The organism is Pseudomonas sp. GW823-FHT02C02 (assembly GCF_058797635.1).
The window spans coordinates 443,819-469,193 of the sequence record NZ_JBXAJV010000004.1 but is presented as its reverse complement, the minus strand read 5'-3'; the positions used below and the strand labels follow the sequence as shown (position 1 = coordinate 469,193).

At 57.1% G+C, this 25,375-nt stretch carries 24 protein-coding genes, 1 tRNA gene and 1 pseudogene; 18 read left to right on the top strand and 8 right to left on the bottom strand.

Annotated elements, in window-relative coordinates:
* The first annotated feature begins 3 nt into the window (after positions 1 to 3).
* From AC1ROI_RS09870 to AC1ROI_RS09855, 4 genes are read left to right on the top strand one after another with little or no spacing between them, the layout of a single operon-like run.
* Positions 4 to 1,707 (top strand): vWA domain-containing protein, encoded by a 1,704-nt coding sequence (locus AC1ROI_RS09870; RefSeq protein ID WP_102595046.1) that lies wholly within the window; start codon positions 4 to 6, stop codon positions 1,705 to 1,707.
* Between the two features lies 1 nt (position 1,708).
* A complete protein-coding gene (locus AC1ROI_RS09865; RefSeq protein ID WP_102595047.1) occupies positions 1,709 to 2,275 on the top strand; it encodes an RNA polymerase sigma factor in 567 nt (188 codons plus the stop codon).
* Positions 2,272 to 2,874, top strand: coding sequence for a hypothetical protein (locus tag AC1ROI_RS09860; protein ID WP_102595048.1), 603 nt, complete (start codon positions 2,272 to 2,274; stop codon positions 2,872 to 2,874). The genes AC1ROI_RS09865 and AC1ROI_RS09860 overlap by 4 nt, the downstream gene beginning before the upstream one ends.
* Before the next feature lie 20 nt (positions 2,875 to 2,894).
* Complete coding sequence (locus AC1ROI_RS09855; RefSeq protein WP_154502514.1) at positions 2,895 to 3,161, top strand: hypothetical protein; 267 nt, start codon at positions 2,895 to 2,897, stop codon at positions 3,159 to 3,161.
* Between the two features lie 306 nt (positions 3,162 to 3,467).
* On the opposite strand, the gene AC1ROI_RS09850 is transcribed toward AC1ROI_RS09855, so the two are convergent.
* On the bottom strand, positions 3,468 to 4,046 hold the full coding sequence (locus AC1ROI_RS09850) for an HNH endonuclease (RefSeq protein ID WP_102595049.1): 579 nt from the start codon (positions 4,044 to 4,046) through the stop codon (positions 3,468 to 3,470).
* A gap of 68 nt (positions 4,047 to 4,114) precedes the next feature.
* Positions 4,115 to 5,041: a hypothetical protein gene (locus AC1ROI_RS09845; protein ID WP_102595050.1), complete on the bottom strand. Its 927-nt coding sequence runs from the start codon at positions 5,039 to 5,041 to the stop codon at positions 4,115 to 4,117.
* A gap of 1,151 nt (positions 5,042 to 6,192) precedes the next feature.
* Here AC1ROI_RS09845 and AC1ROI_RS09840 point away from each other — a divergent pair.
* The 3 genes from AC1ROI_RS09840 to AC1ROI_RS09830 are packed head-to-tail and all read left to right on the top strand — an operon-like array spanning position 6,193 to position 8,237.
* The gene (locus AC1ROI_RS09840) at positions 6,193 to 7,023 is read left to right on the top strand and encodes a TIGR04255 family protein (protein ID WP_102595051.1); all 831 of its coding nucleotides are present in this window, start codon (positions 6,193 to 6,195) and stop codon (positions 7,021 to 7,023) included.
* Positions 7,020 to 7,664 carry a hypothetical protein gene (locus AC1ROI_RS09835; protein WP_102595052.1) on the top strand — a complete coding sequence of 215 codons (645 nt, stop codon included), beginning with the start codon at positions 7,020 to 7,022 and terminating at the stop codon, positions 7,662 to 7,664. Before AC1ROI_RS09840 ends, AC1ROI_RS09835 begins: the two co-directional genes overlap by 4 nt.
* A 6-nt stretch (positions 7,665 to 7,670) precedes the next feature.
* Positions 7,671 to 8,237 (top strand): hypothetical protein, encoded by a 567-nt coding sequence (locus tag AC1ROI_RS09830; protein ID WP_146012972.1) that lies wholly within the window; start codon positions 7,671 to 7,673, stop codon positions 8,235 to 8,237.
* A 305-nt stretch (positions 8,238 to 8,542) separates the two neighbouring features.
* Here the strand turns inward: AC1ROI_RS09830 and AC1ROI_RS09825 are convergent.
* Positions 8,543 to 8,695, bottom strand: a pseudogene (locus AC1ROI_RS09825) (integrase arm-type DNA-binding domain-containing protein); the annotation flags it as partial.
* A gap of 179 nt (positions 8,696 to 8,874) precedes the next feature.
* Positions 8,875 to 8,951 (bottom strand) — tRNA-Arg (locus AC1ROI_RS09820).
* A gap of 349 nt (positions 8,952 to 9,300) precedes the next feature.
* Here AC1ROI_RS09820 and gabD point away from each other — a divergent pair.
* The 3 genes from gabD to AC1ROI_RS09805 all read left to right on the top strand — a co-directional run bounded on the left by gabD (position 9,301) and on the right by AC1ROI_RS09805 (position 13,556).
* Positions 9,301 to 10,743 (top strand): NADP-dependent succinate-semialdehyde dehydrogenase, encoded by a 1,443-nt coding sequence (gene gabD / locus AC1ROI_RS09815; protein ID WP_010464868.1) that lies wholly within the window; start codon positions 9,301 to 9,303, stop codon positions 10,741 to 10,743.
* A 185-nt stretch (positions 10,744 to 10,928) separates the two neighbouring features.
* Positions 10,929 to 12,206, top strand: a complete 1,278-nt coding sequence (gene gabT / locus AC1ROI_RS09810) for a 4-aminobutyrate--2-oxoglutarate transaminase (protein ID WP_010464866.1) — start codon at positions 10,929 to 10,931, stop codon at positions 12,204 to 12,206.
* A gap of 135 nt (positions 12,207 to 12,341) precedes the next feature.
* The gene (locus AC1ROI_RS09805; protein ID WP_077747475.1) at positions 12,342 to 13,556 is read left to right on the top strand and encodes a response regulator; all 1,215 of its coding nucleotides are present in this window, start codon (positions 12,342 to 12,344) and stop codon (positions 13,554 to 13,556) included.
* A gap of 71 nt (positions 13,557 to 13,627) precedes the next feature.
* Here AC1ROI_RS09805 and AC1ROI_RS09800 read toward each other — a convergent pair whose 3' ends face one another.
* Both AC1ROI_RS09800 and desA read right to left on the bottom strand, forming a co-directional pair.
* On the bottom strand, positions 13,628 to 14,617 hold the full coding sequence (locus AC1ROI_RS09800; protein WP_102595053.1) for a GGDEF domain-containing protein: 990 nt from the start codon (positions 14,615 to 14,617) through the stop codon (positions 13,628 to 13,630).
* Between the two features lie 255 nt (positions 14,618 to 14,872).
* Positions 14,873 to 16,057, bottom strand: coding sequence for a delta-9 fatty acid desaturase DesA (desA, locus tag AC1ROI_RS09795; protein WP_010464859.1), 1,185 nt, complete (start codon positions 16,055 to 16,057; stop codon positions 14,873 to 14,875).
* A gap of 146 nt (positions 16,058 to 16,203) precedes the next feature.
* Between desA and dibA the strand changes: the two genes are divergently transcribed.
* The 6 genes from dibA to AC1ROI_RS09765 all read left to right on the top strand — a co-directional run bounded on the left by dibA (position 16,204) and on the right by AC1ROI_RS09765 (position 22,364).
* Positions 16,204 to 18,123, top strand: a complete 1,920-nt coding sequence (dibA, locus tag AC1ROI_RS09790) for a phosphodiesterase DibA (protein WP_102595054.1) — start codon at positions 16,204 to 16,206, stop codon at positions 18,121 to 18,123.
* 206 nt (positions 18,124 to 18,329) lie between these two features.
* On the top strand, positions 18,330 to 18,512 hold the full coding sequence (oscA, locus tag AC1ROI_RS09785) for a sulfur starvation response protein OscA (RefSeq protein WP_102595055.1): 183 nt from the start codon (positions 18,330 to 18,332) through the stop codon (positions 18,510 to 18,512).
* Between the two features lie 75 nt (positions 18,513 to 18,587).
* Positions 18,588 to 19,601, top strand: a complete 1,014-nt coding sequence (locus AC1ROI_RS09780; protein ID WP_102595056.1) for a sulfate ABC transporter substrate-binding protein — start codon at positions 18,588 to 18,590, stop codon at positions 19,599 to 19,601.
* A gap of 69 nt (positions 19,602 to 19,670) precedes the next feature.
* A complete protein-coding gene (cysT, locus tag AC1ROI_RS09775) occupies positions 19,671 to 20,489 on the top strand; it encodes a sulfate ABC transporter permease subunit CysT (RefSeq protein WP_007899634.1) in 819 nt (272 codons plus the stop codon).
* 12 nt (positions 20,490 to 20,501) lie between these two features.
* Positions 20,502 to 21,371, top strand: a complete 870-nt coding sequence (gene cysW / locus AC1ROI_RS09770; RefSeq protein WP_010464848.1) for a sulfate ABC transporter permease subunit CysW — start codon at positions 20,502 to 20,504, stop codon at positions 21,369 to 21,371.
* 3 nt (positions 21,372 to 21,374) lie between these two features.
* Complete coding sequence (locus AC1ROI_RS09765; RefSeq protein ID WP_010464846.1) at positions 21,375 to 22,364, top strand: sulfate/molybdate ABC transporter ATP-binding protein; 990 nt, start codon at positions 21,375 to 21,377, stop codon at positions 22,362 to 22,364.
* 92 nt (positions 22,365 to 22,456) lie between these two features.
* On the opposite strand, the gene AC1ROI_RS09760 is transcribed toward AC1ROI_RS09765, so the two are convergent.
* Positions 22,457 to 22,975: an Mpo1 family 2-hydroxy fatty acid dioxygenase gene (locus AC1ROI_RS09760; RefSeq protein ID WP_102616876.1), complete on the bottom strand. Its 519-nt coding sequence runs from the start codon at positions 22,973 to 22,975 to the stop codon at positions 22,457 to 22,459.
* A gap of 84 nt (positions 22,976 to 23,059) precedes the next feature.
* Here AC1ROI_RS09760 and AC1ROI_RS09755 point away from each other — a divergent pair, with 84 nt between their 5' ends.
* Complete coding sequence (locus AC1ROI_RS09755) at positions 23,060 to 23,746, top strand: Crp/Fnr family transcriptional regulator (RefSeq protein WP_102595598.1); 687 nt, start codon at positions 23,060 to 23,062, stop codon at positions 23,744 to 23,746.
* Between the two features lie 70 nt (positions 23,747 to 23,816).
* Positions 23,817 to 24,182: a response regulator gene (locus AC1ROI_RS09750; RefSeq protein WP_102595597.1), complete on the top strand. Its 366-nt coding sequence runs from the start codon at positions 23,817 to 23,819 to the stop codon at positions 24,180 to 24,182.
* Positions 24,183 to 24,338: 156 nt separating this feature from the next.
* Here AC1ROI_RS09750 and AC1ROI_RS09745 read toward each other — a convergent pair whose 3' ends face one another.
* The gene (locus tag AC1ROI_RS09745; RefSeq protein ID WP_010464838.1) at positions 24,339 to 25,343 is read right to left on the bottom strand and encodes an AraC family transcriptional regulator; all 1,005 of its coding nucleotides are present in this window, start codon (positions 25,341 to 25,343) and stop codon (positions 24,339 to 24,341) included.
* Positions 25,344 to 25,375 lie beyond the last annotated feature (32 nt).

The window sequence follows — 25,375 nt, the reverse complement described above, 5'->3', positions numbered from 1 at the left end:
CCCATGTCCCTCCCTCTGCATTTCCTCCGCCCGGCCGCCCAGGGTTTCACCGTCGGGTTGCTGTTGGCCGTTGCCGGTTGCGGCGCTTCCTCTAAACCTGAGTCCGCCGCTGTGTCGCCACCGGCTCAAGGTGCACTGAAGACTGAGGCGCTGGTGCGCAGCGAGTCCGTTGCCGCGGATGCCTCGATGGCCAAACGCACCGCCCGTCCAGCCCCCATGGCGAGCTTTGCGCCTGAGGTGGCTGCGCCGGGTTATCGGGATGAGCAGCGCGAGCAATATCAGGCATTGGCGGATAACCCGATTCACAGTGTGGCCGAGGCGCCGGTCTCGACCTTCAGCGCCGACGTCGATACCGGCGCTTACGCCAATATCCGCCGCTTGCTGAATCAGGGACGCCTGCCGCCCGAAGGCGCTGTGCGGCTGGAAGAACTGGTCAATTACTTCCCCTACGACTACGCGCTGCCCACGGACGGCTCGCCTTTTGGCGTGACCACTGAACTGGCGCCATCGCCATGGAATCCGCATACCCGTTTGCTGCGCATCGGTATCAAAGCCTCGGACCGCGCAGTCGCGGAACTGGCCCCGGCCAACCTGGTGTTTTTGGTGGACGTCTCCGGCTCGATGGACCGTCGCGAAGGTTTGCCACTGGTCAAAAGCACCCTGAAATTGCTGGTCGATCAACTGCGCGAGCAGGACCGGGTGTCTTTGGTGGTCTACGCCGGCGATTCGCGTGTGGTTCTTGAGCCGACTTCTGGGCGGGAAAAAGCGAAGATTCGTACAGCGATTGATCAATTGACCGCCGGTGGCTCGACGGCGGGTGCCTCGGGCATCGAATTGGCCTATCAGATGGCGCAACAAGCCTTCATTCCCCAAGGCATCAACCGCATCCTGCTGGCCACGGACGGTGACTTCAACGTCGGCATCAGCGACTTCGACAGCCTCAAGCAAATGGCTGTGGATAAACGCAAGACTGGCGTTTCCCTGACCACCTTGGGTTTTGGTGTGGATAACTACAATGAACATCTGATGGAACAACTGGCCGACGCCGGCGATGGCAACTACGCCTACATCGACAACCTGCGCGAGGCGCGCAAAGTGCTGGTGGATCAACTCGGTTCAACCCTCGCGGTGGTGGCGAAAAACGTGAAGCTGCAAGTGGAGTTCAACCCGGCGCAGGTCAGCGAATATCGGCTGCTGGGGTATGAGAACCGGGCGCTGAAGCGTGAGGATTTCAGCAACGACAAAGTCGATGCCGGTGAAATTGGTGCAGGACACACGGTGACGGCGTTGTACGAAATCGTGCCCAAGGGCGAGAAGGGCTGGCTGGAGCCGCTGCGGTATGGCAAGGCTGAGCCGGTGGCTTCCGGTACAACTGGGGAGTTGGCGATGCTGCGTGTGCGATATCAGCTGCCGGAAGGTGGGAAAAGTCGCTTGATCGAACGGCCGATTGCGGGTGATTCGGTCGGCAAAGCCAGTGATGACCTGCGCTTTGCGTCGGCCGTGGCGGCCTTTTCCCAGCAGCTCAAGGACGGGCGTTACACCGGTGATTTCAGCCTGAAAGACACCGAAGCCTTGGCGCGCGGTGCACGGGGCGACGACCCATTCGGTCTGCGCGCCGAGTTCGTGCAATTGGTTGAGTTGGCGCAGAGTCTGCGAACCACTACCACCGCCTCCAACACTGAGTCGCATAAAGGAGCTTATAACTGACATGTCCGCGCCTGAACCGAGCGACGAATCGCTACTGGCCCGGTACCGCGCAGGCGACGGGCCAGCGTTCGAGATCTTGTACGCCCGTCATCGCCAGGGCCTCTACCGATTCCTCTTAGGTTTGAGTGGCAGGCCTGAACTGGCCGAAGAGGTTTACCAGGACACCTGGCTGAGCCTGATCCGCAGCACCAGTCAGCCACAAGGCCGGGCGAATTTTCGTACATGGCTCTATCAGATTGCCCGCAACCGATTGATCGATCACTGGCGCAAACATGGCATTCACAACCCTTTGCACGATAGCTACGACGAACAAACCCACGCCGTGATTGATGAGGCGACCGATCCCGAACAACTGCTGAGCCTTAGCCGCGACAGCCAACGCCTCGAAACCGCGTTGCACGACCTGCCCGCCGACCAGCGCGAAGTGTTCCTGCTGCGCGCCCACGGCGATCTCGACCTGCCGCAGATCGCCGCCCTCACCGAAACACCCCTGGAAACCGTCAAGAGTCGCTTGCGCTATGCCCAGCAAAAACTGCGTCGGCTGCTGGCCGAGGAGGTACTGACATGACTGACGCCCGTAAAACACCGGAAGACCAAGTGCTTCAGCATTACCGTGAACACGTGGCTGGCGAACCACCGGCTCATCTGGATGCATTCATCCTGGCTGCTGCACACCGTGAAATACCTGCGCACAAACCGAACCTGTGGCAACGCTGGGTCCAGGCTTGCCAAAAACCTCGTTGGCAGGTCGCATTCGCCAGCCTCGTTGGCGTCGCCTTCATGTTGGCGCTGGTGCAGCGTACGCCTGAGCAAGTGCCAACTTTGGATTCCAGCCCTGCACCCAAAACCTCGTCTTTTGCGGCCAAGAAAGAAGCTGCAGAAGCGCCGGCATCGGTTGCCCGCTCAATGGCGGCCCCGGCCGGCGCGATGTCCGCGCCTGCGCCCGCGCAGAGCGAATCGATCAGCGCTGACATGGTGGAAGAAGCAAAAGTGAGCAAACGCCCAGGGGAGGCTCCGGCGAAGTTTATCGACGACCAGTTACGTGAAGTGATTCGCTTGCAAAATGCCGGTCAGACCAAGGCGGCTGATGAGCTGATGGCGACCTTGCACAAACGCTTTCCCAAGGAAAATCTCGCGGCTCGGCTCAAGGAATTGCAGAAAAACTGAGCAGCAGGGCGGTCGTCCATTTGGCAACGAGCCCCGAAAGCGCGCACTATCGGCCTATAGCCGATGCGTTGGAGGATGCCGTGGCAAAAAAAATCGACCGCATCGCCCAAATGCTCAACTGCCCGGAAAAGGGTGAGGTATTGCGGCGCGCTGTGACGGAGAGTCGTAAGGAGTTTCTGCTGGCGAAGCAGGCAGAGGAAGCGCTGGAGGAAGACGTCCTTGATGATGAAGAGGTTGAGGACGAAGAGGATGATGAATACGACGAGTTTGATTGGACGACTGAATGAAAAAACTGCTTCGACGGTTTTTTCCGGTGCAGTAGTTCGGTTAAACCGAACAACTGAATTTTTACTCAGCTCCCCTTGTTCAGAGCAAACCAGCACCCACAAAAAAGCCCCAGGCCCTAAGGCCTGAGGCTTTCTCGTTTCTACTATATGGTGCCCAGGCGTCGTTTGAACTGAATGCTATGGGGCCTGTTTTATAAGGGTTTTGTTGGCACTATTTCTATTAGGCATACACGTGGGCATACACGGAGACGTTTACTAGCGAACCCGACGCTGCCTGCTTGGAGCCTCCTAAGATGGGGAGAGACCTTAGCCATGATGGGCTTTGCGATGACAGTTCGGACAGACAGCAATGGCATTCGCGACTGTGTCCTCCCCTCCATCGGCTAGGCGCTTTCGGTGGTGAACCTCTAAATATGGGCTTTGATCCTTCTTGCGTTTGAAGGGCGCTTTTTGGTTGCAAAGACTGCATACACCGTTTGCTTGAGCTAACACCTCTGCCACGACATCAGGATTCCGGATGAAAACCATGGTGCTGACAATTCGTGTCACGGGAATCGCGGCAGCTTCCTTGAGCCTAGCTGCCCGGCCCTTCGAATCTTTTAAGGACGCAAGAACCTTCCTTTCGAATTCCTCATTCGGATCCACTGTTTTGCGGGTCGGTTGAAAACCATATGCGGGAAATTCGCTAATCGGTTTGGAACTCTTAAACGAGCTTGGTGGGCTACCGATCGCCATCGCATAAATGTACTTCAGAGGATAAAGGGTTTTTTTTGATCCTTTGATGTACCAAGATTTTGGCTTCGTGTACCTGAAAGGCCGTTCTCCGTTGTCGTAATCCCGGATCGCTTTTTCTATGGATGATTTGGTCAAGAGTTTCGACGACATGAAAACATTCCTTCGTGCGGCAGGGGTAGGTCAATTAGCGTTCTTTGATAGCAAGTGCCGTTTGCAGGTTATGACGCTCGGTCTATCAGCCATCCTACAAGCCCGTTCCGAACGGCTTGCTGAGCTAGCTTCTCTGGTCCCCAGTAAATAAATGAACCATCACTGCTCTCGGTCGCTACAGCCTTAAGGCTTGAATCTGGAGAGTGCGTTACGAAGTAGAAGTGCGTAAAGCCACTCATATCAGCAAATTTATCCTGATAGGAGCGATAGACCGAAGCTGACGCTTTTGACTTCACTTGAATGCCAATTCGCTCTTGAGTAATGGGAGACAGTAGGTCGAGATCTATATCCTTCTCTACCTCGCCAGCTACTCCAGTTCGCTGCCAACCTGCCTGCCGGAAAATCAAGTCCGTGAGTGTTTCAAGATCCTTGGGGTGCAAGTTTTTTATGATGGGTATGACTGCTGCGACCAAGTTTTCTACTGCTAGCTGAGCTTCTGCAATATGAGGTTCAGACGTCCCCATGATCTTGTGAATCAAGTAATCGAGTTCTCTGACCGTGCAAATCGTACCTTGGAAGCTTTGTACGGCGAGAAGCTTGCCACTCAGTTGGCCTTTGATAAGGGGCTTTCCGTTGATGTCGGTGTCACGCCATTGGCCTGCGACCGCTCGGGTCTTTGTGTTATCTGGAAGCTGGCTGATCCCAGGTGTAGCGAAGCACCACCACAGACGGTCAGAAAAAAAGGTTATCCAGAGCGTTGTCTCTGGCTCTTCGTAGAATTGCCTTACCTGGTTGATGTGTCTGGTGACGCTGCCCTGATCTGAGTCAGAGGGAAAGGAGTTTCGTGCCGGTTCCCAGTCCCCATCCACGCATTGCTGATGTGGTACGTCGCGGTAGCCGATTCTCAAGGTTCCGTTTTCTATACACTCCTTTTCCCATAGTCCACTGGGCCCCAGTTTGATAAAAAAAGCTTTGGTGGGTTTGATGTTCAGCACTCGATACCTCTCCCTGGTGGAAATGAGCTGGCAACCTGTTTCGGGTTGGTGACACCCAGATGTATCCGAGAATCGACCAATTTGATACTGCCTGAATGCTGAAAAGGCACCGGGGACCCTGGCATATTTAACGCCACACGGGGTCGGAAACCCGCGACATCGTGTTAGCGACTGGCTACGCAGCTTACTGAAATTTCAAACGTTGAAATTGAAAGGATCTTGGAGAAAAAGGGGCATCGTTACCGTGTCGGTAATGATGCCCCTTTGTGTTGTTGATAACGCACGCTAGGCGTTGGTCAACCGAGTCAACTCCGTCAACCTGTCAACCAACTTAAAAAATCCAGCCGCTAACACGAACGCGCGGGTTCTTTGCCCCGTACCAATCGCAATTGCCCAGGGGCCCCGACCACCTCCAAAGCTATAGGGCAGATGCACAGGTAAACAGCAGTTCACCAAGTTCACCTGTTCACTAAGATGGGCACCTTTCCGCTAACAAGATCGGGCGGGTTACTCGCCCCGTGTCGAAAGGCAACCTTCAGGGGCCCCGGCACAATGTGGGTGCCGGTTAACCTGAGTGAACCGTTTATCGATTTTTCACGAACAGATCCCTAACGGTACGATGTCCCAACCCGTGTCTGATACTTGTCCTATGGGACCAGGGTAATGGCGAGGGCCCTTCTTTGGCCTCGAAATATTTCCATCGCTGACGGCATGCTCGTATAGGGGTTAAAGGGGCAGGATCAGCTAAAAGACGTGTTACAAGTGTTACAGGTGTTACGTTAATAATTAACCTGTTGAATTTAAAGGAAATATTCTGCGTTACACATTAGGCTGAAGTGGTGTCAGGTCAGTGTTACTGGTCTTGGTCGTGTTACAGCGCGACGTAGGCCCACAGTTATAGAGGCTTTCCGAACTGCAAGAGTTGGCTGACAGCTAGCAGCGAACAGAGGATGCATCTTCAATTTATAAATAGGGCCTATAGCAGCTGAAGAGAGGCAGTGCTATGGTTCTAGTACCATCCAGCGAAGCTAACGAAGTGCTTCGCTGGATGGTACTGACGACTGACGTAAGGGCCTTTTTTCTCGGCAGCAACGGTCAACTCCCGTAAATTTTAAGCGACCTCAAATCGCTTTGGACAAGTCAAAGCCCTCATGAAAGAACGATTCGACAATCCACCCCTCGTAGAGCTTGTTGCCGAGCTCCGTTGGAAGGATTTGTCTGTACCTGCGGGTGTCCCCCCTGGATTCCCTGCTGGATTTGCATTCCCGCCCATCAACGACGCTTTTGATAAGCAGTTACCAGTCGTGACGAATGCAATGACATCGATCGGGTATGGAGCTTCCGAACGTTTGGTCCCGGTAGGTTTCCCTGTTCCCACAGAGGTCCCAATCGTCCGTTACCGTTATTCAGGCAACGACTGTGCAGAGCCCGGTCGTGAGCATTTGCCATCCACTCTTTTTCAGATAGGTACAGGCATTTTCACCGCCAATGCGGTGAAACCTTACAAATCTTGGGATGACTTCAGTCCGATCGTGGAAAAAGGCATCAAAATTTTATTGGATTCCCAAACTGCTAGTATTGAAGGTTATTCTCTAGTACTTCGTTATATAGATGCATTTAGGAATGATCTAACAGGGGATACTACTCACCTGCAATTCCTGAAAGATGTGTTCGGATTCAAAATAGAGGCGCCAGACTTTCTGCGTAATCACTCGATCAGTGGTGAAGTAGCATTGCCTATATTGCAAATTACCGTCCCGCTTAAGTTCGGTAAATTACAATTGCAAATGGCTGAAGGTGAAATTGAAGGCGCGTCTGGTTACATTCTAGAAAATGTTATTGTTATTGATGGGTTAATAGGACCGAGCGTCGAAGAGATAATGGCGAATTTCTCAATGGCGCGAGATGTGATCCATGACGTTTTTGTGAATCTCACTAAGCCTCTTAAAGAGAAAATGAAACCTGTGGAGGTACTGCAATGATTGCGTATAGCGTGAATGCTAGTGCCGCTCACTTTACTACCGGCGTGGCGAGCTATAACACCACAGCTACTTCAGTTAAGATCGCGAAATCGGATCCTGGTGTTGTTCGGAAAAGCTATGACGCTCTCGGCTACTTATGGGACTTGCTAAAGGTCGGCTGGGTTAGTCCGGCTGAGATTAACGCCAAGCCGAATTTGACTGCGGTGATTGAGTACGCTTACTCGGAAAGTGTAAAGGCACTTAAGGCTCATCAAAGTCTTGAGGGAATGTCGACCAAGGAGGTTACAGTTATGGCCGCATATCTTGCGATGGCTCGCAAAAACTTAAGCGAGAACTCATTTGCCCGGCTATCCCGTCTTGTTCGTTCCGAAGATAACTGGGATGGAGAAGGTGCGAAAGCAATGAATCTATCCGCATTAGTCAACTTTACTGGTTTTTTTGAAAGAACCAATTTAAAGCCTTCGGATCTGAGTATTTTTCTAAATTATTATGGTGAGATTCTTACTACTTGGTCGCTAAAGGATGGTGCATCTATTGATATGTCTTTTGGTGAGCATCAGATAGAGCTGGTAACTGATGAGTATGAATGCATCTTTGCCAATGGCGATGAAGATCTGTTTAAACTAATTGCTGAGCTTTAATACATCATGACTTCTGAAACAGCGCCGGATGAAGAATATCCGGCTAGGAAAGTACTGGTTGAAGACCATGAACTGGTAATACGAGCAATTGTCGAGGAGGAGTGGGAGGCCTCTACAAACAGAGGATCCCCCGGGATTTTTCAACGACCCAACACATCTGTAACACGTATAGACGCTATCGGACTTCAGGCTGGCATAGAATTAGTAAAGCGAGATGTCGAGCGCCCAGGTCGGCCAACGCGAGACGTCAAAGGTGTTGGACGGATTAGTGTGGAAATAATCAAAGCGGTGGGAGAGACGCCGATCCCGATAAGGAAGCCTGGACCGGTAATATACCTTCAAGTGTGGGAGGAAAAGGTGAAAGCCTCAGAAACTCATAAAGGTAACGAGCACCACGCTGAAATCGTGCCATATTCGAATAAAGAATGTACGGAAGAAAAAAGTTCAGTTTCACTTGGGTATAGCCGTATGTTGTCAAAAGCCTTGCATGTGTATGCAGTGGATCCTAACGGTACAATAATTGGCGAAACAATCCCAGATGAGATTAAACTTTCTGATAGCAAAGGCGATTAAAGCGCGTCAATCAATGTTGAATTGACGCAGCATTAAGCTTGAACTCTAATTTGGTTGAAGTCGATTCGCTTGATTTTTATATTTATATTTCGAGTTGCTCTGAATTTTCCATAGCCGACATTGGGTCGAATGAATGAACCCGTTTGTATTCCGGTTTTCTAAGTCTTTCCAGCCACTCCGGAAACTTCTTCGCCCAGTAGTCTTCTGTTACCCATGGATGGCGGGTTACGTAAGCAATAGATGTTCACATCTTCTGCTGTCCTGCTGTGTAGGCAGCTCAAGGGGGCAGCCCTCCGTAAGGAGGTTTTGTAGCGCAACTCCCACGACTTCTGCCCATTTGCCTTGACCCGAAAGTACAAGCCGTTGCCGTCTTGCTCCCGGTACGTCGCACTCTCCGGCTCCAATCCTGCGAGGGTAGTGTCGGCCAGTGGGCGGCGTTTGATTTCAGTACGCTTCACTGCGTGTATGCCTCCAGTTCAATGAATCTCAAAGCATACACGTGGGCATACACGTGGGCATACACGGCGTGAAGTTATAGGGGTAGGCAGGGAGGGATAGCCAGAAACAAGAAAGCCCGCACAGGGCGGGCATCTTGGGGTGTTTCGTAGACTGTCTGAGACAGGTCTAGACTGCTATATGGTGCACCAGGCGGGATTCGAACCCACGACCCCTGCCTTCGGAGGGCAGTACTCTATCCAGCTGAGCTACTGGTGCAAGCGGGCGCCATGATACTCATATGCACTGCGGGCGTCCATGCTGCTGAATCGACTGCGGTTTTCGCAAGCGTAACAACCGTTTGCTACGTTGATCAGAAAAAGTAGGCAAATGCGGCGTTTTCGTTCTTTTTTTCGAACAGACTATTGTCCTTTACCCCCTTTGATCCTAGGATTCGTTTGAGATTTCAAACGCTCTTGTCTGGGTGCTGAACCGCACGAGTTTCGAACAGTGCGCTATTTATGTGCTTCAGCCCGGTGAATGATTTCCCTGACGGCAGCCTACAAGGCGCCTTTCTACAATCATAATTCGCTCCGCGCTGGTCGCGGTGCTGTTAAGGAAAGCCGACATGCAGCTTAAAGATACCCAGTTGTTCCGCCAGCAAGCCTTTATCGATGGCGCTTGGGTTGATGCGGACAATGGTCTGACGATCAAGGTCAACAACCCGGCAACGGGCGAAATTCTGGGCACTGTGCCGAAAATGGGCGCTGCCGAAACCCGCCGTGCGATCGAAGCCGCTGACAAGGCGCTGCCGGCCTGGCGTGCACTGACCGCCAAGGACCGCGCGAACAAGCTGCGTCGCTGGTTCGAACTGATCATCGAAAACCAGGACGACCTGGCTCGACTGATGACCCTGGAACAGGGCAAGCCATTGGCTGAAGCCAAGGGCGAAATCGTTTACGCCGCTTCCTTCATCGAGTGGTTCGCCGAAGAAGCCAAGCGCATCTACGGTGACGTGATTCCGGGCCACCAGCCAGATAAGCGCCTGATCGTGATCAAGCAGCCGATCGGCGTGACCGCAGCCATCACCCCGTGGAACTTCCCGGCCGCGATGATCACCCGTAAAGCCGGCCCGGCCCTGGCCGCCGGTTGCACCATGGTGCTCAAGCCTGCTTCGCAAACTCCATTCTCCGCATTCGCGTTGGCTGAACTGGCCCAGCGTGCCGGCATCCCTGCCGGTGTGTTCAGCGTGGTCACCGGCAGTGCCGGCGACATCGGCAGCGAGCTGACCAGCAACCCGATCGTGCGTAAATTGTCCTTCACTGGCTCGACCGAAATCGGTCGTCAGTTGATGGCTGAATGCGCCAAGGACATCAAGAAAGTGTCCCTGGAACTGGGCGGCAACGCGCCGTTCATCGTGTTCGACGACGCGGACCTGGATAAGGCCGTCGAAGGCGCAATCATTTCCAAGTACCGCAACAACGGCCAGACCTGCGTCTGCGCCAACCGTCTGTACATTCAGGATTCGGTCTACGACGCGTTTGCCGAGAAGCTGAAAGTGGCCGTAGCCAAACTCAAGATCGGCAACGGTCTGGAAGAAGGCACCACCACTGGCCCGCTGATCGACGAAAAAGCCGTGGCCAAGGTTCAAGAGCACATTGCTGACGCAATCAGCAAAGGTGCAACCGTTCTGGCGGGTGGCAAGGTCATGGAAGGCAACTTCTTCGAGCCGACTATCCTGACCAACGTGCCGAAAAACGCTGCCGTGGCCAAGGAAGAAACCTTCGGTCCATTGGCGCCACTGTTCCGCTTTAAAGACGAAGCCGAAGTGATCGCGATGTCCAACGACACCGAGTTCGGCCTGGCCTCGTATTTCTATGCTCGCGACCTGGGTCGTGTGTTCCGTGTGGCCGAAGCTCTGGAATACGGCATGGTCGGCGTCAACACCGGGTTGATCTCCAACGAAGTCGCGCCGTTCGGCGGCATCAAGGCGTCGGGCCTGGGCCGTGAAGGCTCCAAGTACGGCATCGAAGATTACCTGGAAATCAAATACCTCTGCCTGGGCATCTAAGCTCGGCAGACGGGAATGCAACAAGCGGAAAGGGCACGAGAGCGCTGTCCCTTTCTGCGCTTCAAACGGAATTTTCTCTGTGGCCGGGAAAGCTGTGGCAGTCGATCATCGCATGCTGCCGTAGTTGCCTCCCCGCCGCATTTTCCTTGAACCACGCCGCCCGATGAGCGGTGAATGAGGACTTTATGAGCAAGACTAACGCATCCCTGATGAAACGCCGCGAAGCCGCTGTACCGCGCGGTGTTGGCCAGATTCACCCGATCTTCGCCGACCACGCGAAGAACGCCACCGTGACCGACGTTGAAGGTCGCGAGTTCATCGACTTCGCCGGCGGTATTGCCGTGCTGAACACCGGTCACGTGCACCCGAAAATCATCGCCGCGGTGACCGAGCAGCTGAACAAGCTGACCCACACCTGCTTTCAGGTGCTGGCCTACGAACCGTACGTAGAGCTGTGCGAAAAAATCAACGCCAAGGTGCCAGGTGATTTCGCCAAGAAAACCCTGCTGGTCACCACCGGTTCCGAAGCCGTTGAAAACGCTGTGAAGATCGCCCGTGCCGCCACTGGCCGTGCCGGCGTGATCGCGTTCACCGGCGCTTACCACGGTCGCACCATGATGACCCTGGGCCTGACCGGTAAAGTCGTGCCTTACTCGGCCGGCATGGGCCTGATGCCAGGCGGCATCTTCCGCGCGCTGTACCCGAACGAACTGCACGGTGTGAGCGTCGACGACTCGATCGCCAGCATCGAACGCATCTTCAAGAATGACGCCGAGCCGCGTGACATCGCTGCCATCATCATTGAGCCGGTTCAGGGCGAAGGCGGTTTCTACGTCGCGCCTAAAGAGTTCATGAAGCGTCTGCGTGCCCTGTGCGACCAGCACGGCATCCTGCTGATCGCTGACGAAGTGCAAACCGGCGCTGGCCGTACCGGCACGTTCTTCGCCATGGAACAGATGGGCGTTTGCGCCGACCTGACCACTTTCGCCAAATCCATCGCTGGCGGTTTCCCGTTGGCCGGTGTGTGCGGCAAGGCCGAATACATGGACGCCATTGCTCCAGGCGGCCTGGGCGGTACTTACGCCGGTAGCCCGATTGCTTGCGCTGCGGCCCTGGCCGTGATGGAAGTGTTCGAAGAAGAGCACCTGCTGGATCGCTGCAAGGCAGTCGGCGAGCGTCTGGTCACTGGCCTGAAAGCCATCCAGGCCAAATACCCGGTCATCGGCGAAGTCCGTGCCCTGGGCGCGATGATCGCGGTCGAGCTGTTTGTCGACGGTGACAGCCACAAGCCGAACGCTGCCGCGGTGGCATCGGTGGTGGCCAAGGCTCGCGACAAAGGGCTGATCCTGCTGTCCTGCGGCACTTACGGCAACGTTCTGCGCGTCCTGGTTCCGCTGACCGCGCCGGATGAGCAATTGGACAAAGGTCTGGCAATTATCGAAGAGTGCTTCTCGGAACTCTGATCTAAAATGTTCATATGAATGTGTGAGCTGATCGACAAAAAACCCGCTTCGGCGGGTTTTTTTGTCCCCGAGACAAACTGCACCGTCCATGATCAGCATTGACTAAGGTACAAGCATCGCAAAGGGAGCGTGCAGATGACCGCTGTGGTTTTACCGGCTGTACCGCGTGTGTTGGTTGCCGAGGCTGACCCTTGGTCTCGTGACCTGATCAAACAAGTGCTGTTGAGCGTGCGCTGTGACGCACGGCTGGATCTGTGTGCCGATGGTCAGGAAGCGTTGCGGCTGTTGGCGGAAAATCCGTATGACCTGGTGATCGTCGACGGGGAGCTGCCCGGCGTCGACGGTCTGAATGTCTTGCGCAACGTCCGTCAGCGCAAACGCAATCCGCCACTGCCTTTCATCCTGATGAGCAGCCGCAACGACAGCGCCAGTGTGCGCGAAGCCTTGCCCCTGGCGCCTACGGCGTACCTGACCAAGCCCCTGAACATGGAAAGCCTGACCCAGCGTCTGCAGGATCTGCTGCTGAACGCCGGTGAAGAGGTTTTCTGTGAAATGCCGACACTGGCGGCCGGCATGACCTTGTCGGTGTATCTGCAGCGCCGTCGCGAACTGGCGGAGGGTGCGCCATTGATGGCCGATGTGCAGATGGCGGTCAACGCCAGCCTGAACACCCGCGGTCTTGACCTGGTGCGGCTGGAAGAGGAAATCCGCACCGACCCGCACATCACCGCCGTTCTGATCGCGGCGGCTAACAGCGCGGCGCTGCACGTTGGCGATGCGGTCCAGACCTTGTCTCAGGCGCTGCACCGCTTGGGCTCCGCGCAAAGCATGAACCTGATCCTCGGGTTGGCACTCAAGCACAGTGCCCGGCTCAGCGATCCGTTCCTGGCGGACTATGCCGAGCGCTTCTGGGACTTGTCTCTGCACACTGCCGAATACGCCCGCACGCTGGCGCGGTTGCTGGATCTGGATCAAGAGCGTTGTTATTGCGCAGGCATTCTGCATTGCCTCGGCGACCTTGCGTTGCTGAGGTGTTTGCAGGAATGGAAGCAGGCCGGTGGCGAGCTGGATGAACGGGAGGAGGTCGGCAATGCCTTGGCCGAGTTCGGCGCAGCCTACGGTTCGTCGCTGCGGACTCGCTGGCGGCTGCCGCTGGAGTTGCGGGAGTTGATTGCAGCGGCCTATCAGCTCGGTGGCGGCGTTTATTCTCGCGAAGCGTTGGTGATGAACATGGCCGCGCAACTGGCGCGCCTGACCGAGCACGAGGGCATTGAGGCCTTGGCGAAGAGCCGGACTGCGCGGTTGCTCAAGATCGGCTTGCCGGAGTTGATGCGGCTGCGCAAAAAGTAAACTTCACACAAAAACCTGTGGGAGCGAGCCTGCTCGCTCGCACAGGAGTTGTGTTGGATTTTGGATGGGTGTCACCCGGAAATAATGCGGTTTTTTCCCTGGCGCTTGGCTTCATACATGGCGGCATCCGCGCGGGCGAACACGCTGTCGAGGGAGTCGTCCTCCGGCGTCAGGCTGGTCAAGCCCTGGCTGACGGTGATGCCGAACGTCTGGTCATCATGGCTGAAGCTCAGTTGCTGAATCTGCCATTGCAGGCGCTCGGCGACTTGCATGGCCATGTCGGGTGCACAGCCGGGAAACACCGCTGCGAATTCCTCGCCTCCGATCCGCCCGAATACATCTCCCCGGCGTAATGCGGCTCGACCGCTCTCGGCGATTCGTTGCAGTACGTTGTCGCCCGCTTGATGACCGTAAGTGTCGTTGACCCCTTTGAAGTCATCGATGTCCAGCAACAGGAACGCCATCGGTGCGCCTTGCTTGCGCGCCTGAGCAAACTCGCGTTGGGCGCATTCGAAGAAGTGTCGGCGATTGCTGCTTTGCGTCAGCACATCGGTGGTCGCCAGGCGCTGCAACTCGGCTTCCATCCGTTTCTTTTCGGTGATGTCTTCAGCAATGCCGACGATGATCACCGGTTGGCCCGGCTCGGCCTGGCGGTTGATGAAGCATTTGTCGCTGAGCCAGCGCACCTGGCCGTCGGCGGCGATGATGCGGTATTCGCGGTCTTCAACGGCGCCTTTGACCAGCACTTCGGCGAGGCTGCGCTCGGCGTAGTCGAGGTCATCGGGGTAAATGCTGTCGCGCCATTCGTTGTAGTCGGACAGCAAGCTGCCAGCCGATCGGCCAAAAATCCGTTCATACGCCGGACTGACGTAGAGCACCTGACGGGTTTCCCAGTTGAAGGCCCAAAGCACAGCGTTGACGCTCACCAGCAGGGAGCTGAACAGCTGTTCGCGTTCGCTCAGGCGCGCGACTTCGCTCTGGGCGTGCATCAGCGCCATCAGGGTTTGAGCAGTGTCGGGCGATTGAGCGAAGGGTGCGTCTTGCAGGTTTTTTGGGACCATTGGGACAACTCTCAAAGGGCGTGCGCCGCTTGAGGTTCGAAAGCAGCAACAACGAAGCCCGCCGGGGTATGGCGAAGTGTCTTTGAGATAGGGGATTTGGAGATTGGTTCCCGCACTACGTGGCGAGGAGGCTTGCTCCCGCCGGGCGGTATCTGAGGCGCGTTTTTTCAGTTAAAACGCGTCGTCAGATTGTGCGGCGACGTTGTCGCCGCACGGGGGCAAGCCCCCTCGCCACAGGGAAGAGCTTCGGCAGGGTCAGGCAGCGGCAGGGCGCAGGGAGTAGGTTTTCAGCTGGTCGGCGAAGTCGCGCAGGGATTGAATCCCGCTGGCCTCCGCTTCGTGTACCCAATCCTTGATGGCAGCCAGCATGTCGTGACCATTTGAGCTGGTCTTGACCCAGATCTGCTGCAAGGCCAGGCGTTTCTCGTAAATTACCTTCAGCGCCTGGCTGTGCTCGAGCATGGTCTGGATGCGCAGGTGGTGCTTATCGTCCAGCAGACTGGTTTCCCGCGAAAGCAGACGCTTGGCCCGGTGGAACTGGTGACGGACCGAGTGATCGACCTTTTCCAGCTCTTGCTTGACCAGCGGCGCGATGACCAATTTGCGGTATTGGGCCATGATCTGGAAGCGGTTGTTGAGGATCGCCATGGCGGTGTCCATGTCCAGGCTGCCTTTGCCTTCGACGCGGTGGGCGATCGGTGCAACCCGCTGGACCTTGGCCAGGCGGAAGAAACTGAAGACCTGGATCCAGGCCCAACCGAGGTCGAACTCCCACTTCTTCACCGACAATTTTGCCGAGTTAGGGTAGGTGTGATGGTTGTTGTGCAGTTCTTCGCCGCCGATCAGGATGCCCCAAGGCACCAGGTTGGTCGCCGCGTCGCGGCATTCGAAGTTGCGGTAGCCGATGGCATGGCCCAGGCCATTGACCACGCCGGCGGCCCACACCGGGATCCACATCATCTGGATCGCCCAGATGGTGATGCCGATGGTGCCAAACAGCAGCAGGTCGATGACGCCCATGATCGCCACACCCAGCAGCGGGAAACGGCTGTAGAGGTTGCGCTCGATCCAGTCTTCAGGGCAGTTCTTGCCGTAGATGCGCAGGGTCTCCGGGTTCTCCGCTTCGGCGCGGTACAGCTCGGCACCTTTGCGCAGAACGGTGGACAGGCCCTTGATGACCGGGCTGTGCGGGTCATCGACGGTTTCGCATTTGGCGTGATGCTTGCGGTGGATAGCGGTCCACTCGCGGGTGTTCTGCGCCGTGGTCAGCCACAGCCAGAAGCGGAAGAAATGTTTCAGGCCAGCATTGAGCTCAAGCGAGCGATGGGCTGAATAACGGTGCAGATAGACCGTGACGCCGACGATCGTCACGTGGGTCATCAGCAGGGTGACTGCCACCAGTGACCAGGGCGACAAGCCGAGAAAACCTTCGTACCACATAGGCTATAGGGCCCTCGATAAAGAAAAAAACAGCCGTTGCATTATCACTAAGCCCACAGATAAAACCAGTCACCCTTTCAGATAAGAGTGGCTGGATGTTTCTTTAACCTATAATCCCATCCTTTTCGCAGGGACAAGGACGGCTAATGTCTGCCACCTATCGCGACGCGTCGCGAGCAGCGCTGCTCTATCTATTGATTTCCATCGTCTGGTTGCAGCTCAGCGGCTATTTATTGAACAGTTTCTTCGATGGCTCCGACGAGCTGGTACGTTGGCAACTGATCAACGGTTATGCCTGGATCCTGCTGAGCACCGGCCTGATCTTCGTTGCCAGAGCGCGATTGCTCCGTTGCCTGGGGATCGGCAATACATTGAGTGAGCGTCATGAAGAGCGCGAGCGTTTGCGCCAGGCGGCTGCGGTGTTCGATTGCACACGTGAAGGTGTGCTGGTCACCGATAGCAACGGCCTGATCGTCCACGTTAACCGGGCGTTCATGGAAATCACCGGCTACTCGCAGGCGGAAGTGCTGGGTCAGCGACCGAGCCTGTTCAAGTCGGGCCATCACCCCGCGGATTTTTACCAGACGATGTTCGTGACACTCAAGAGCCTCGGCGAGTGGAGCGGGGAGATCTGGAACCGCCGCAAAAGCGGTGAGATCTACCCGCAATGGCAGACGATCCGCGTCATTCGCGACGATCAGGGCCAGCTCAGCCATTACGTCGCGGTGTTTTCCGACATTAGCGCAATCAAGAATTCCGAACATGAGCTCAAGCACCTGGCTCATCACGATCCGCTGACGGATCTGCCTAACCGCTTGCTGTTCACCGACCGTACCGAGCAGGCGCTGACGTCGGCGCAACTGCACAAGCGTGGCTGTGCATTACTGATGATCGACCTGGATCATTTCAAAATGATCAACGACAGCCTTGGGCACACCATCGGTGACGAACTGCTCAAGGCCGTGGCCGAGCGATTGCAGGCCATGCTCGGGCCGGAGCTCACGCTGGCGCGGCTCGGTGGCGATGAGTTCGCGGTGCTCGCCGAAAGCTGTCCGCAGTTGATGCAGGCGGCGGCGCTTGCGCAACGGATCATTGATGCTCTCAAAGAGCCGTTCCTGATCGGCGGGCATCAACTGTTCATCAATACCAGCATCGGTATCAGTCTGTTCCCCGGCGATGCCTTGAGCGCCGAACAATTATTGCGTAACGCTGACTCGGCGCTGTTCAAGGCCAAAAGCGCCGGTCGCGATGGCTACGCCTTGTACACCGAAGAGCTGACCGCCCATGCCCAGAATCGGGTCGAAACGGCTGTTGAACTGCGCCGAGCGCTGGAGCACCAGGAGCTGCGCGTTTATTACCAGCCGGTTCACGACCTCAGGACCGGTCGCCTGGTGGGCGCCGAGGCGCTGGTGCGCTGGGAGCATCCGCAACGGGGGCTGGTGCCGCCGGCAGAATTCATTCCCATCGCCGAACGCACCGGGTTGATCGCGGAGATCGATGCGTGGGTGATGCGCCAGGCTTGTCAGCAAATGTGCTCGTGGCAGCAGGCCGGTGTGGCGTTGTCGTTTATCGCGGTAAACGTCTCGTCTCGACTGTTCGCTCGCCGTGAGCTGTTTCAGCAAGTGGCGAAAGTGCTTCACGAAACCGGGCTCGATCCAGCGTTTCTGGAACTGGAAGTCACCGAGAGCGCGGTCATGGAAGACCCGGAAGTGGCCTTGGAGCAGATGCATCGACTGCGCGAGTTGGGTGTGCGGCTGGCCATCGATGATTTCGGCACCGGCTATTCGTCGCTGCTGCGGCTCAAGCGTTTGCCGGTGCAGAAGCTCAAGATCGATCAGGGCTTCGTCGCAGGATTGCCGTGGGATGAGGACGACGTGGCGATCGTGCGGGTGATTATCGCGCTGGCGCAAAGCATGGGGATGCAGGTGCACGCCGAAGGGATCGAGCAGGTCGAGCAGGCGCGTTTCCTGCTCGAACACGATTGCGATCTGGGCCAGGGCTACTGGTTTGGGCGACCGGTTTCGGCCGAGCAGCTCGATTGGGCGCATGCGCCGGAAATTCGCTAAGCGCAGGTCCCCCCTTAATCCGTGACGCAAAGCGTCACCGGATACTTCCCCCCCCTTCGCGCATAGCGCCGAAGCGATCTGCTTTCTGGTTATATAAACATTCTTAAATAGTCTTTTTAAGAATATCTACGCGTCTCTAGTATTGCTCTCACGCCGCAAGCAGTGCCGCCACTGCCAGGCAATCTCTCAGTTGAAGGAGCAGCACCATGAGCGCATCCCTACGTAGCGTTGAGGGTCAAGACGAAGCCACCATCTTGCGTGAGATCCAGACCGCACTGCGCGACCTGCGTTTTGGCGCAGTCGAGATCACCGTGCACAACGCCCAGGTGGTCCAGATCGAACGCAAAGAAAAATTCCGTCTGCAAAGCCCGAGCAACAAACCGAGCTGAAAAAAACCGGCAGCCCGCGCTTCCAGCACTCCATAAAAAAAGCCAACACATCCAAGAATTCCAGGAGATTTCACCATGTCGTCGATTCGTCATTTCGCTTTGGCCGCCCTGGCCAGTGCATTTTTTGCTGGTTCTGCGGTTGCCAAGGATTACGAGTTGCTCAACGTGTCGTATGACCCGACTCGCGAGCTGTATCAGGATTACAACGCCGAGTTCGTCAACTTCTGGAAGAAGGACCACGCTGGCGATAACGTGAAAATCCAGCAGTCCCACGGTGGTTCCGGCAAACAAGGCCGTGCCGTGATCGATGGTCTGCGCGCCGACGTGGTGACCCTGGCCTTGGCCGGTGACATCGACGAAATCGCAAAACTCGGCAAGACCCTGCCGGCCGACTGGCAGAAGCGTTTTCCCGAGGCGAGCACGCCTTACACCTCGACCATTGTGTTCCTGGTACGCAAGGGCAACCCTAAAGGCATCAAGGACTGGGGCGACCTGGTCAAAAACGACGTGTCGGTCATCACTCCTAATCCGAAAACCTCCGGCGGTGCGCGCTGGAACTTCCTCGCGGCCTGGGCCTACGGCCTGAAAGCCAACGGTGGTGACGAAGCCAAGGCCAAGGAATACGTGCAGACCCTGTTCAAGCATGTGCCGGTCCTGGACACCGGCGCTCGCGGTTCGACCATTACTTTCGTCAACAACGGTCAGGGTGACGTGTTGCTGGCCTGGGAAAACGAAGCGTTCCTGGCTTTGAAAGAAGACGGCGGCGCGGACAAGTTCGAAATCGTTGTGCCTTCGCTGTCGATCCTCGCCGAACCACCGGTGGCTGTGGTCGACAAGAATGCCGAGAAAAAGGGCAACGCCGAGATCGCCGAGGCGTACCTCAAGCACCTGTACAGCCCGGCCGGCCAGGAAATTGCGGCGAAAAACTTCTATCGTCCACGTGACAAGGATGTGGCCGCCAAGTACAGCAAGCAGTTCCCGACCCTGGACCTGGTGACCATCGACAAGGATTTCGGCGGCTGGAAAAGCGCTCAGCCGAAATTCTTCAATGATGGCGGTGTGTTCGACCAGATCTACCAGGCGCAGTAGTTTTAAATAGCCATCAACGAGCCCCGGATTTAAGTTCGGGGCTTTGCGCGTTCTCAACCAAGGACTTTTATGTCGCGTCGTATCTCCCCCGTCATACCCGGCTTCGGGCTGACGCTGGGCTACACCTTGGTGTACCTCAGCCTGATTGTGCTCATTCCACTGGCGGCGATGTTTGTGCATGCCGCTCAACTCACCTGGGATCAGTTCTGGGCGATTATCTCGGCGCCACGGGTGCTGGCGGCGTTGAAGCTGAGCTTCGGCACCGCGCTCTATGCCGCGATCATCAACGGCATCATCGGCACGCTGCTGGCCTGGGTGCTGGTGCGCTATACCTTCCCAGGACGCAAAGTCATCGATGCGATGATCGACTTACCCTTCGCTTTGCCCACCGCCGTGGCCGGTATCGCGCTGACTGCGCTATACGCGCCCAATGGTTGGGTGGGTCAGTTTGCAGCGGACCTGGGTTTCAAGATCGCGTATACCCCCCTCGGCATCACCCTCGCCCTCACTTTTGTGACACTTCCATTCGTGGTACGTACCGTACAGCCAGTATTGGCTGATATCCCGCGTGAAGTGGAAGAAGCGGCAGCGTGCCTGGGTGCAAAACCGCTACAGGTTTTCCGCCATATTCTGGTGCCCGCGCTGCTGCCAGCCTGGCTGACCGGTTTCGCGTTGGCCTTTGCCCGCGGGGTCGGCGAGTACGGTTCGGTGATTTTCATCGCCGGCAATATGCCGATGAAAACCGAGATCCTGCCGCTGCTGATCATGGTCAAACTCGACCAGTACGATTACACCGGCGCCACGTCCATTGGTGTACTGATGCTGGTGGTTTCCTTCGTCCTGTTGCTGCTGATCAACTTGCTGCAGCGGCGCATCGAAACCCCATAAGGAGGCGCAGAAATGTCCCAATCGTCTATTGCTGCTGCTTCCTCGAACGCCGCCCGCCGTGGCAGTGCTTCGTCGCGGCGAATCCTGATCGGCCTTGGCTGGCTGGTGTTCGTACTGTTCCTGTTGCTGCCGCTGGTGATCGTGGTGTCTCAGGGCCTGAAGCTCGGAATCGGTGCGTTCTTCACCGCGATCTTCGAACCCGACGCGTTGTCGGCCCTGAAACTCACGGTGATTGCCGTGCTGATATCAGTGCCGCTGAACCTGGTGTTCGGTGTCAGCGCTGCATGGTGCGTGAGCAAATACTCGTTCCGTGGCAAAAGTATGCTGGTCACGCTGATCGACCTGCCGTTCTCGGTATCGCCGGTTATCGCCGGTCTGGTCTACGTGCTGATGTTTGGCGCCCAGGGCCTGTTCGGGCCGTGGTTGCAGGATCACGACATCCAGATCGTCTTCGCCTTGCCGGGCATCGTGCTGGCGACGATTTTCGTCACCGTGCCGTTCGTGGCGCGTGAACTGATCCCGCTGATGCAGGAACAAGGCACCCAGGAAGAAGAGGCTGCGCGCTTGCTCGGGGCCAATGGCTGGCAGATGTTCTGGCACGTCACCGTTCCCAACATTAAATGGGGCCTGATCTACGGCGTGGTGTTGTGTACCGCGCGGGCCATGGGTGAATTCGGTGCGGTGTCGGTGGTTTCCGGGCACATTCGTGGGGTGACCAACACCCTGCCGCTGCACGTCGAGATCCTCTACAACGAATACAACCACGTGGCCGCGTTCGCTGTGGCGAGCCTGTTGCTGATCCTGGCGCTCTGCATCCTGCTGCTCAAGCAGTGGAGCGAAAACCGTATTAACCGCCTGCGCGCCAGCGCCGCGGAGGAATAAGTCATGTCGATCGAAGTGCGTAACGTCAGCAAGAATTTCAATGCGTTCAAGGCGCTGGACAACATCAGCCTGGACATCCAAAGCGGCGAACTCGTGGCCCTGCTCGGCCCTTCGGGTTGCGGCAAGACCACGCTGCTGCGGATCATCGCCGGCCTGGAAACCCCGGATCAGGGCAACATCGTGTTCCACGGTGAAGACGTCTCCGGCCATGACGTGCGTGATCGCAATGTCGGCTTCGTGTTCCAGCACTACGCGCTGTTCCGTCACATGACGGTGTTTGACAACGTCGCGTTCGGCCTGCGCATGAAACCGAAAAACCAGCGCCCAAGCGAAAGCCAGATCGCGGTGAAGGTTCATGAACTGCTGAACATGGTGCAACTGGATTGGCTGTCGGATCGCTACCCGGAGCAACTCTCCGGCGGCCAGCGTCAGCGTATCGCGTTGGCCCGTGCCTTGGCGGTGGAGCCGAAAGTCCTGCTGCTCGATGAACCGTTCGGGGCGCTCGACGCCAAGGTCCGCAAGGAGCTGCGTCGCTGGCTCGCACGGCTGCACGAAGACATCAACCTGACCTCGGTGTTCGTGACCCACGACCAGGAAGAGGCCATGGAAGTCGCCGACCGTATCGTGGTGATGAACAAAGGCGTGATCGAACAGATCGGCTCACCGGGCGACGTCTACGAAAACCCGGCCAGCGATTTCGTTTATCACTTCCTCGGCGATTCGAACCGCCTGCATCTGGGCGAAGACAACCACGTGCTGTTCCGCCCGCATGAAGTGTCGCTGTCGCGGCATGAGCTGGAAGACCATCACGCGGCGCAAGTGCGGGATATCCGTCCGTTGGGCGCGACCACTCGGGTGACGTTGAAGGTCGAAGGCCAGAGCGAGTTGATCGAAGCTGAAGTGGTGAAGGATCACGACAGCCTGATCGACCTGGCGAAGGGCGATACGCTGTTCTTCAAGCCCAAGGTCTGGCAGAAACTCGCCAACATCTAAGGCAAAAGCTTCGCGGGCAAGCCTCGCTCCTACAGGGGATCTATGGCGTACATAGATCCCCTTTAGGTGCGAGGCTTGCCCGCGAAAGCAATCTACGCAGCAGCGCGCTTCGGATTGACCCGCACCCCACCCACCCGCGCCTCGATCTGCTCTTTCAAATCCCGCCGCATCCCTAGTAAAAACGCCAGTTCAACCACCACAAACAGTGGCCCGACAATCAACCCCGTCACATCATCGACAAACGCCGGTTTGCGTCCTTCATAGTGATGACCGACAAACTGAATCGCCCAGCCCACCACAAACATCCCGATCCCGCTCGAGAGCCACACCAGCGTATTTTGCTGCGCGAGAACCTGACCCGCCCAGACGCACAGCCCCAGCAGCACCGTCATCAACACCCCGAGGCGTACCTCCAGGCGCAGGTAAAACCATGCCGAGGCCAGTGCCAGCAGCACCGCCGGCGACACCCAGCCCCCGACCCATTGCGGCCGCGACAGCAGCACCGCCACCGCCACCACAATCAGCGGAATCCCGATAAAGTGGCTGGCGATATTGCGCGGGTCACGGTGGTAAGCGGCGTATTGACTGAGATGGTCAACGAGGCTTTTCATTGTTACTCCTCCTGTAGGGTGATTGATCATGCCTCGGGTTCACCTTTCGCTCTGTCAGGCAGGCGACAATCTCCAGGAGTTTTCATGAACATGCAGGTTTGGCGTTCGCGCCTGGAGTCGGGGCAGTGGTTCAGTCATTTACCGGTTCCCTTACAGGATAGTCTGCTGGCTGCGGCCCGGGTGCGACGGTTGTCGACCGGGCAGCTGTTGTTCAAACGCGGTGACCCGCCGTGCGGGTTGTATGCGGTGATCGAAGGCGCGGTACGCATCGGCGCGGTCAGCGAGCAGGGCAAGGAAGCGCTGTTGAGCCTGGTGGAATCGCCCCATTGGTTCGGCGAAATCTGCCTGTTCGACGGCCAGCCACGCACCCACGATGCGTTTGGCGTTGGCCAGTGCACCCTGTTGCACATCCCGCAGGCGGCTTTGCTGGCGTTGCTCGACGAACAACCGGTGTATTGGCGGCAGCTGGCATTGCTGATGAGCCACAAACTGCGCCTGACCTTCATCAACCTCGAACATCTGAGCCTTATGCCCGCCCCGGCACGCCTGGCTCACCGCCTGCTGATGATCGCCGAGGGCTACGGAGAATACGATCCGCCGCGCCAAGTGCTGCAACTGCCGCAGGAGCAACTGGCGTCAATGCTGTCGCTGTCGCGCCAGACCACCAACCAGATCCTCAAGGACTTGCAGGGGCAGGGCATTCTGAATTTGAAGTATGGCGAGATCGAAATCCTCAACGCCGAGGGCTTGCGGGCATTGGCGATTTTCTGAAACTCAGCGTTTTTGATGGGCTTTGCCCGCGAAGACGCCTAGCCTGTGATGACGACAAACGAGGTGTGCCATGCGTGTGCTGCTAGTAGAAGACGAACAGGAGATCGCCAAACGTCTGGCCAACGGCCTGAACGAGGCGAGTTATTCAGTCGATGTGGCGCTCAACGGTATGGACGGGCGTCGCTTTATCGAGTCCGGCGAATACGATCTGATCATCCTCGACGTGATGCTGCCGGGGCTCAACGGCTGGCAGTTGCTGCAACAGATCCGCAAACTCGGCGACACGCCGGTGCTGTTGCTGACCACCAAGGACGGCATCGAAGATCGCCTGCGCGGTCTGGAGCTGCATGAAGATGATTACCTGCTCAAGCCGTTTGCTGTGAGCGAGCTGGTGACGCGGGTGCGCAAGTTGTTGCGGCGGGATCGGGGGCGTTAGGGCGTTACTGCGGTGTCTGGCCTGGCCTCTTCGCGGGCAAGCCTTGCTCCTACAGGTTTTTCGATTTGCCGCGATATTGTGGTCCATATGGAACCACTGTAGGAGCGAGGCTTGCCCGCGAAGAGGCCGGTTCTGGCAAACCATCTTTCCGATGTTTCACCGCAACCCATCCCGAAACTGCCCCGGTGTCATCCCGGTCCAGCGCTTGAACGCGCGGCTGAAGCTGCTGGTATCGGCGAACCCCAGCATATAGCTGACTTCACTCAACGAGCATTGCGGGTCACGCAGGTGCAGCAGCGCCAGGTTTTCGCGGCTTTCATTGAGCAGCGCGTCGAATCGACAACCTTCGTCCGCGAGATGCCGTTGCAGGCTGCGCAAGCTCAGGTGCAGGGCCTTGGCGATGTGTTCGGCGCTCGGTTCGCCTTCGGGCAATTGTTCTTCAATGGCATCGCGGACCTTGCGTTCCCATGTCAGCGGCTTGAGTTGCGCCAAAGTACGCTTGAGCACTGCTTCGTTGTGTTCAGCCAGTTCCGGATTGGCATCGTCCAGGTGACTGTCGAAGTCCACGAGGGCAAATTCCAGTCGGTCCTCGTCGGCGGCGAAGTGCACCGGCGAACGAAAGACTTTGTGCCATTGATGCGGGTCGGCCGGTTCCGGGCGGCGCAGATACACCGCCAGCGGGGCATATTCGCGGCCCAGGCGATTGCGGCAGGTGCGCACGTAAATCGCGGCAAACGCGTCGATGGCCTCCAGCGCCGGTGCGGGATTGCCTTGCGGAATTTTCAGGCGGAAGCGGTAGCGATCTTCAGCGCGGGTCAGTTCCAGTTCCAGCGCATCGCTGACCACCTGGTGATAACGCACGATGCGCTCGAACACTTCGCGCAGGCTGCCACTGGCCACCAGCGCATAACCGAGTGCATGGAACGTGGTCGGGCTGACAAAACGTGACACCCGCAGACCGATCGCCGGGTCGCCGCTGACCTGCACCGCGATTTCCCACAGGCGCGTGGTGCCCGACAACGGGTAACGGGCGTTCGGGTCGTCCATCAATTGCGGGTCGAGCCCCGCCTGCTGGCACAGAGCGGTGCTGTCGAGGCCCAGCGCATCGAGTTGCTTGCGCAGGGCGCGGGTCCAGCTGGCGAGGGAGGTCGGTTCAGTCATGCTGATTGGCGCTTCCGGTCAACAGGTTGGCG